Here is a 6,834-nt window from a genome sequence, read left to right as displayed (position 1 = left end):
CCGCCGTCCGGGTCTTCCACCAGAAAGATGTTGCGCGGCTTCACGTCGCGGTGAATGAGCCCCGCGCGGTGGCCGGCGGCGATCCCCATCCCCGCCTCGCGCAGAATCTCCAGCGCCTCCGCCGTGGGGAGCGGGCCGGCGGCGCGCGCCAGCCGCTCGCCCAGGTCCATCCCCGGGAGCAGCTCCATGACCAGGTAGTCCATCCCCAGCTCCCGGTCAGACCCGAAGTCGTGCGCCGTCACCACGTTGGCGTGCCGCAGCGATGCCGCCGCGCGCGCCTCGGCGTGGAACATGGCGCGAAACTCCGCCTCCCGCCCGGGATCGGCGTGCTGAAGCGCGAGCACTTTGACCGCCACCGTGCGCCCCAGCCGCTCGTCCCACGCGCGGAACACGGCGCCCATCCCCCCGCTGCCCACGAGCGACTCCACCCGGTAGCGCCCGTCCAGGCGCCGGCCGGTGAGGGATTGGATCGCAGGGGACGGAGTCGCGGCCAAGGCGCAGCGGAAGCGGGATGGAGCCGGGTTGGGATCGGGGATGATTCCACGCACTCAAGATGCAGACGTTTCGCCCTCCGCGCGACCGGCTGCGCTTTCGCCGCGGCTGCACGACCATTGCGCAACACATCATTGCGCTACATATTTTGTAGCGCACACAGAAAGGTCTTCAATCACGGAGCACCACGATGGTTGAGCTGGAACCAGCCTTGGAGCGGCGCAGAGGGGCGCAGCAGGAGAACATCCACTTCCGGCGCGCGACCGACCGGCTGAGCGCCATCACGGAAATCCTGGGCAGCGATGCAGCGGTGGCGGAGGTGCTTGGCGTAAGCCGCGCCCAGCCGCGGCGTTGGCGCGAAGGGCAGGTTCCCGATCCCGACAACCGTGACCGCATCATCGGCCTGGATGCCGTGATCTCCCTGCTCAACGGATTTCTGGCGGAGTCCTCGATCCCCAAGTGGCTCACCGGAGTCAACGCCCACCTGGGTGACCGCCGTCCCATCAGCCTGCTGCGCGAGGGCCGGCTTTCCGACGTGATCGCCGCCATCGAAGCGCAGAAGACCGGGGCCTTTGCGTGAACCCGGCGCGGCTCTGGCGAGTGTTTCCGTGGGATCCCGGGGCGGCGGAAGGCGAACGCTTCTCCGCCACCTTTGTACCCGGCGGGCAGGGGCGGAGCCGCTTTGACCTTCCCGGCAATCCGCTCGGCGTGCTGTACCTCGCGGAAAGCGAGGAGCACGCCGTGGCCGAGATGATCCAGGGGTTCCGCAACTCGCGTGACCCCATCAACGAGGATGATCTCACCGCATGGGGTCACACGTACGCGCTGGTGCCGGTGACGGTCGATTCATTCGTGTGGCCGCGCATCATCGACCTGTGCGATCCGTCGGTCCTGCAGGATGTTGGGGTGACTGCTGACCTTCCTGCGGCGCGTACACGCACCACGACCCAGGCGATTTCCGCGACCCTGCATGCGCGGGGACACGCTGGCCTGCGGTGGTGGTCCGCGTTCTGGGGCGAGTGGCACACGGTCGTGCTCTTCCGCGATCAGGTTCCCCCCCGCGCCCTCATCTACGGCTCGCCCGTCCCGCTACATCCAGCCCATCCCGCCGTGGCCGAGGCGTCGCGTCTTCTGGGTATCGGCTGACCGGCTTTCCCTCTGTCCATCTGCCGACAAAACAGGGGCTCGTGCGTGTGCACGAGCCCCTGTTCGCATCCAGCATCCCGCGACCGAGCGTCAGAAGAGAACCGCCGCAACCGCTTCGTAGAGGTTGGACAGCAGTTCCTCGAAGGTTTCCTCCTGGGTGGCGCAGCCGGCGATGGCCGGCACCTCCGCCCAGTATCCACCCTCTTCGGCTTCGTGAACGACGACCTGCAGCTTCATGGTTGCTCTCTGATCAGAAGAACACCGGCTCCTGGTAGGCGCCGAAGACTTCTTCCATCGCCGCGCGGATTTCGTACAGCGTGGCGTAGGCGCGCACCGCGTCCAGCATGGCGGGCACCACGTTCTCGCTGCCGCGGGCGGCCTCCTTGAGCCGCTCCAGCGTGGCGTCCACCTGTGCCTGATCGCGCTTCTGGCGCATGGCGGCCATCCGCTCGCGCTGCCGCAGCTCCGCCGCCTCGGTGATCTTGAGCAGCGGAATCTGCAGCTCCTCGCCTTCCACCGTGAACTCGTTCACGCCCACGATGGTGCGCTCGCCGCGCTCAATCTCGATCTGCTGGCGGAACGCGCTGCGGGCGATCTCGCGCTGAAAGTAGCCCACCTCGATCCCCGGAACCACGCCGCCCAGCCCGTCGATCTCCGCAAAGATGCGCTCGGCCTCGGCCTCCATGCGGTCCGTAAGCGACTCCAGGTAGTACGAGCCGGCCAGCGGGTCGATGGTGTTGGCCACGCCCGTCTCGTACCCCAGCACCTGCTGCGTGCGCAGGGCGATCTGCACCGCGCGCTCCGTGGGCAGCGCCAGCGTCTCGTCCATCGAGTTGGTATGCAGCGACTGCGTGCCGCCCAGCACCGCCGCCATGGCCTGGTACGCCACGCGCACGATGTTGTTTTCCGGCTGCTGCGCCGTAAGCGTCACGCCCGCCGTCTGCGCGTGCGTGCGCAGGCGCCAGCTTTCCGGGTTCTTTGATCCGAAGTCCTCGCGCAGGTGGCGGGCCCAGATGCGGCGGGCCGCGCGGAACTTGGCGATCTCCTCAAAGAAGTCGTTGTGCACGTCCCAGAAGAACGACAGGCGCGGCGCGAAGTCGTCCACGTCCAGCCCCCGCTCCACCCCGCGGCGCACGTACTCCAGCCCGTTCTTGAGCGTGTAGGCAAGCTCCTGCGTGGCCGTGGACCCCGCCTCGCGGATGTGGTAGCCGCTGATGCTGATGGGATTGTACTTGGGAGCCTCCTTGGACGCCCACTCGAACATGTCCACGATCAGCCGCAGCGCCGGCTCCGGCGGGAACACCCAGGCATGCTGCGCCTGGTACTCCTTGAGGATGTCGTTCTGCACCGTGCCGCGCAGCTTGCTGGCCGGCACGCCCTGCTTTTCCGCCGCGACGATGTAGAAGCAGAACAGGATGATGGCGGGCCCGTTGATGGTCATGGAGACGGACACCTGGTCGAGCGGAATGCCGTCGAACAGCGTCTCCATGTCGTCCAGCGAGCTGATGGCCACGCCGCACTTGCCCACCTCGCCCAGCGACCGCGGATGGTCGCTGTCGTAGCCCATCAGCGTGGGGAAGTCGAAGGCGACGGAAAGCCCCGTCTGCCCGCGCCCCAGCAGAAAGTGGTAGCGCTCGTTCGTTTCCTCCGCCGTGCCGAAGCCGGCGAACTGGCGCATGGTCCACAACCGCGTGCGGTACATGGTGCCGTACGGCCCGCGGGTGAACGGGTACTCGCCGGGGAGCCCGATTTTGTCGTTGTAGAACGCCACCTCCTCCTCGCCCGCCTGCGGGCGGTCGAGCGCGGTGTACAGCGGCTCCACCGGCACGCCGGAGATGGTGGTGAAGGTGTCGTCGCGCTTGGGCGTGCGCTCGTACGCGCCCTCCCAGGCGGCGAGGTCGGCCTTGAGCCGCTCGATCTCCCGTTCCTTTTCGGCGATCTGGCCGCGCAGCGCGGCGGCGGGCAGGTTGCGCTCGACGGTGCTCATGCTTGCATTCCTCCGGCGGGGCCCAGCCCCAGTTCGTTCACGATCCGGTCCGCAACGGCGTACGGCGACACCTGCCCGGCTTCCAGCGCGGCGAGCTGATCCGCCAGAATTCCCTCTCCCGGCCCGCGCAGCCATACCAGCCGACGCAACCGCCGCTCCACCACGGCGCGCACGCGTTCGGCCAGCCGCGCCTGCCGGCGCCGGCTCAGCTCGCCCGTTTCTTCCAGATACACCCGGTGGCGGTCCAGCGTTCGCGCCAGCTCCTCCAGCCCTTCCCCGCTCTGCGCCACCGTCTTGAGCACGGGGATGGCCCACCCGCCCTGCTCCTCGGCCTTGGCCTGCACCCCCTCGCGCGCCGCCTTCTGCACGGACTTGAGGCTCACGCCGTGGTGCCCCGCATTGGCGGGCATGTCGCCCAGCCGCATGTGCAGCATCACCTCGATCTCCTGCGCCAGCCGGTCGGCGCCGGGGCGGTCGGCCTTGTTGATGACGAAGATGTCCGCCACCTCCATGAGCCCCGCCTTCATGGCCTGAATGCTGTCGCCGCTTTCGGGGACGAGGACGACCACGGAGGTGTCCGCCGTTCCCGCGATCTCCAGCTCGCTCTGCCCCACGCCCACGGTTTCCAGAATGACGCGGTCGTAGCCGAAGGCGTCGATCAGGTCGGCGACCTCCTTGGTGGTGGTCGCCAGGCCGCCCAGGTGGCCGCGCGTGGCCATGGAGCGGATGAAGATCCCCGGATCGGTGCTGATGTTGTTCATCCGGATGCGGTCGCCCAGCAGCGCCCCGCCGGTGAACGGCGACGAGGGATCGACCGCGACGATGCCCACGCGCTCGTTCGCGCCGCGCAGGTGCAGCGCCAGCTTGCTGGTGAGCGTCGACTTTCCGGCGCCCGGCGGCCCGGTGATGCCGATGCGGTGGGCGCGGCCCATGTCGGCGGACAGCTCGTGCAGAATGCGCTCAAAGCCGGGGCGCGCATCCTCTACGATGGAGATGGCGCGGGCCAGCGCGGTGCGCCTGCCGTCGCGAAAGCGCTCCAGCAGGTCGGCGCCGGGCGCGGAGGTTTCGGAGATCATCCCGCAAAGTGCCGGAAAATCCGCCGTCCTGTCAAGCGAGCGGACGTCCGAATGACTCGTTTCTGCAACGGAAAGGGATTGGGCTCTCACAGAGGCACGGAGACACAGAGAAAGAACGGGGAGATGGGACGATCCATCGGTTCATCCGTTTTCTGTGTGTCCGGGCGTGCGCCGGAGGGATCTCCGTTCAGGGCGCGACGATCACGAACCCCTGCACCTGAATCAGCCGCCGCGGCGAGCCGTCGCGCAGCGTGTCCTGGCGGGCGAGCGTGGCGTTGCGCACCAGCACCTGCGCGCGCACCGCGCCCCCCGCGTCGCGCAGCTCAATGCGGGGCGGGCCCGCATCCACCGGCCCGCTCATCACCTGCCACTCACGGGGGCCGCAGGACTGCGCCGCCACACGGTCCAGCCGCGCGCGGAACGCCTCCACCGAGCCGGCGGCCCGCCACCCCGCCCGCGACAGCAGCACGGAATCCGCGGTCAGCGTCGCCGTGACCGCCGCCGCGCCGGTGCCCAGGGTGGAGGGACGGTTGCTCCGAAGTTCCAGCGGCAGCAGGGTGCCGGCGATCAGCCCCGGAACGCCGGCGTCCCACTTCAGCTCCTCCGTCCGTTCGTCGCGCCCCCTGCGGCACCCGGGACGCAGCCCCAGCCGCTCGGGCATGTCCCACGCGGCGGTCGCGGTGTCCGGCAGGCGCGGAAAGACGGCCCGCACCGCGGCGGGGCCATGGGAGTTCGCCAGGTAGCGGATGTTGGTCGTCACGCGGCGGTAGCGGGCGCTGTCCAGCATCACCGGGTCCCGCCCGGGCAGGGTGCGCGGATCAATGCGGGCCCGCGACAGCTCCGCCCGCAGCCGCGCCGTCTGGTCTCGGCGCGACACGGCCGGCGCGCTCCACGGGCCCAGCGCGCTCACCACCAGCATCGCCGCCAGCAGCGCGGGCACCGACGACAGCAGCGGAGGCGCGCCGCGCAGCCGCCGCACCGTCCCCATCACCGCCAGGATGCCGAGAACAAGGACGATCCCCACCCGCAGGTAGCGGAACTCCGTCCATCCGTACTGCCCCAGCCGCGCCAGCAGCGCCCACACGGCGAGGGGGACGAGCGGAAGGAGCAGCGCGGGGAGCCAGCGCACCAGCGCGCTCAGGCCGCGGTGCTCCTCGTCCCCGTGCACCGGCTCCAGCAGCACGCCGCCCACGAGGCCGATGAGCCCCGCCGCCATCACCAGCGGCGACACCAGGTTGCGCGGAAGCTCGCCCGTGGCCAGCACCTTGGCCGCGTAGGCGTACAGGATGAGCAGGTAGATGATGAGCACCGGCGCGTACAGCCACCGTCCCAGCCGGCTGACGCCCACCGGCACGCCGTCCGGCGGCGGCGCCGTCAGCCGGCCGATGCCGCCCACGAAGATCAGCGGCGCCAGCGCAAAGAACACCGCGCCCGCCAGATCAGCGAACAGGTCGTCCGGCTGCGGAAGGTCGAACAGCGTCACCACGGACTGGATGGCGCCCGCAAGGATGGCGTACAGCGCCACCGCGTAGGCGCCCACCCCCAGCAGCCGTTCCGCGAGGCGCCACGGAAATGCCCAGCTCCGCCGCCGGTCGCGCGCATGCCATGGCAGCGCGGGGGTCAGCGCCAGCAGCAGGGCGGAGGCGGTCGCGAGCATCAGCCAGCGCCAGCCGTCCGCCGTGCGGTCCGGATGGAACCCGAACAGGCCGAATGCGGCGCACGCGGCCAGAATGGCCGCCGTCGCCCCCCAGCGCGCGCCCGCGCTCAGGACGCCGCGCAGCCGCAGCACACTGCACGTAAAGACCAGGGGAAAGGCGATGGCGACGCTCGCGGCGACACGCGCAAAGCCTTTGTCGTTGCCGTCCACGCGAACGGCGATGGAAAGCGCCACGGCCACCAGGACGCCGAGGAGCACTTCCACCGGCGCGGTTGTGGCGGCGGCGCGCGCGTCGGCGGCGTACGCGCGGAGCGCCCGGGTGAGCGGGTTGGGCATGGGCGGGCGGGTGGAACGGGGCGAGGGCGGGATGACACGGGAGGCGGCCCCTCGTCCGAACGCGAGCGGCGGGCGAAAAAGAGGCCCGCGGAAGCCCGCGCACAAGCCCGCGCGCTCCGGCCGGGGCGCGCGGCGGCCGG

Annotated in this window: 6 protein-coding genes and 1 pseudogene; 2 read left to right on the top strand and 5 right to left on the bottom strand. The window is 70.2% G+C overall.

Annotation, left to right across the window (positions count from 1 at the left end; all coding sequences use genetic code 11):
• A partial coding sequence (locus VF665_RS23185; protein ID WP_331055859.1) for a protein kinase domain-containing protein occupies positions 1 to 494 on the bottom strand: 494 nt, incomplete at its 3' end.
• Between the two features lie 188 nt (positions 495 to 682).
• On the opposite strand from VF665_RS23185, the gene VF665_RS23180 reads away from it, so the two are divergent.
• Positions 683 to 1,072, top strand: a complete 390-nt coding sequence (locus VF665_RS23180; protein WP_331055858.1) for a hypothetical protein — start codon at positions 683 to 685, stop codon at positions 1,070 to 1,072.
• 20 nt (positions 1,073 to 1,092) lie between these two features.
• Positions 1,093 to 1,638 (top strand): RES family NAD+ phosphorylase, encoded by a 546-nt coding sequence (locus VF665_RS23175; RefSeq protein WP_331055857.1) that lies wholly within the window; start codon positions 1,093 to 1,095, stop codon positions 1,636 to 1,638.
• 96 nt (positions 1,639 to 1,734) lie between these two features.
• Here VF665_RS23175 and VF665_RS23170 read toward each other — a convergent pair.
• The 4 genes and pseudogenes from VF665_RS23170 to VF665_RS23155 all read right to left on the bottom strand — a co-directional run.
• Positions 1,735 to 1,875, bottom strand: a pseudogene (locus VF665_RS23170) (type II toxin-antitoxin system HicB family antitoxin); the annotation flags it as partial.
• A 13-nt stretch (positions 1,876 to 1,888) separates the two neighbouring features.
• Positions 1,889 to 3,625: a methylmalonyl-CoA mutase family protein gene (locus tag VF665_RS23165; protein ID WP_331055855.1), complete on the bottom strand. Its 1,737-nt coding sequence runs from the start codon at positions 3,623 to 3,625 to the stop codon at positions 1,889 to 1,891.
• Positions 3,622 to 4,701, bottom strand: coding sequence for a methylmalonyl Co-A mutase-associated GTPase MeaB (gene meaB / locus VF665_RS23160; protein ID WP_331055854.1), 1,080 nt, complete (start codon positions 4,699 to 4,701; stop codon positions 3,622 to 3,624). The genes VF665_RS23165 and meaB overlap by 4 nt, the downstream gene beginning before the upstream one ends.
• Before the next feature lie 187 nt (positions 4,702 to 4,888).
• Positions 4,889 to 6,694 (bottom strand): DUF4153 domain-containing protein, encoded by a 1,806-nt coding sequence (locus VF665_RS23155; protein WP_331055853.1) that lies wholly within the window; start codon positions 6,692 to 6,694, stop codon positions 4,889 to 4,891.
• Between the last annotated feature and the right edge of the window lie 140 nt (positions 6,695 to 6,834).

This window comes from Longimicrobium sp. (assembly GCF_036387355.1).
Classification (GTDB): Bacteria; Gemmatimonadota; Gemmatimonadetes; order Longimicrobiales; family Longimicrobiaceae; genus Longimicrobium.
This window is presented reverse-complemented; position numbering and strand designations above follow the sequence as displayed.

What these genes read in the sequence shown, in the direction of transcription:
- meaB (WP_331055854.1), bottom strand. Translation starts at nt 4,701, where the DNA reads ATGATCTCCGAAACCTCCGCGCCCGGCGCCGACCTGCTGGAGCGCTTT.
- VF665_RS23180 (WP_331055858.1), top strand. Translation starts at nt 683, where the DNA reads ATGGTTGAGCTGGAACCAGCCTTGGAGCGGCGCAGAGGGGCGCAGCAG.
- VF665_RS23165 (WP_331055855.1), bottom strand. Translation starts at nt 3,625, where the DNA reads ATGAGCACCGTCGAGCGCAACCTGCCCGCCGCCGCGCTGCGCGGCCAG.
- VF665_RS23155 (WP_331055853.1), bottom strand. Translation starts at nt 6,694, where the DNA reads ATGCCCAACCCGCTCACCCGGGCGCTCCGCGCGTACGCCGCCGACGCG.